The following is an 894-nucleotide window of genomic DNA, read 5'->3' as shown; positions in this document are numbered from 1 at the left end:
TCGCTCTGTACCAGCCTTGACTCGGCTGATCCAGACACATACTTTTGCTTAGAAGATGAACAGGAAAACCGACAAGCAATACACATTTTAAACAACAATTCTGTCCAACTTATAGGGGGTTAGTACACGATCATCTTTGTCTTGAGTATTGTGCCCAACGTTTGTGCATAAGCAGTGGCGGGAATTCGAAGCGCGTCACTGTCCCACGACACCAAACGTAATTTGAAAAACTAAACTACAAATTTACACTGAACCCCGCCATTGATTATGCACTTTGTTAGCGGTTCGTTGTTTCGTCACTCTGCCTCTGCAATTTGTTTCAGTCCTTTTAATATTGGGTTGTCTTCGCCTTGAGGTTCTTCTTGAACTGCGCCAGGTCGGTTGTCATTTTGAATAATTTCGAGATTCGTTTGTCCGCTGTCTGCAGTCAAAATGTAGTTCATTACAAAATAGTTCTCCGGTTTGTCTTCAAGGTCAGGTCGAGGCGCAAATAAGCTGTACTTTATTAATTCGTTTTGTCGAACTTCTAAAATCTTGCCCCATTGTTCAAATATCTTGCCTTCCCACTGAGTCTTAAATTTAATATCGCTGCCAACTTTCCAGTCGGTCAATAATTCGCTTCCATATTGCCATAGCTTTACGAATTCAGGTTTTGTCAGAATGTCCCAAACCCTTTGTACAGAAGCTTTGATTTTAATTGTCGAGATATTTGTCGCCATAGTTTAATTTCTTTCTGTTTGTGTATTTTGTTTATCGTCCTACAATGACCGCTAACCTTTAGATTCAAACCATGATTTGAAGTAAAGGTATTAATCGTTAAATTTTATAAACAAAAGCAGCCGGAGCACTATGCCGCCAACCAAGTTGTGAGGCTTATCCAGCGATTCAGTCCGA

Annotated in this window: 1 protein-coding gene; it reads right to left on the bottom strand. The window is 40.4% G+C overall.

Annotated elements, in window-relative coordinates:
• Positions 1-296: 296 nt before the first annotated feature.
• Positions 297-719, bottom strand: a complete 423-nt coding sequence (locus SanaruYs_RS20000; protein ID WP_127124391.1) for an SRPBCC family protein — start codon at positions 717-719, stop codon at positions 297-299.
• Positions 720-894: the final 175 nt, after the last annotated feature.

This window comes from Chryseotalea sanaruensis, assembly GCF_003990915.1.
In the GTDB taxonomy this organism is placed as follows: Bacteria; Bacteroidota; Bacteroidia; order Cytophagales; family Cyclobacteriaceae; genus Chryseotalea; species Chryseotalea sanaruensis.
Note: the sequence above shows the minus strand (reverse complement) of the source record. Positions and strands in the feature narration are given on the sequence as shown.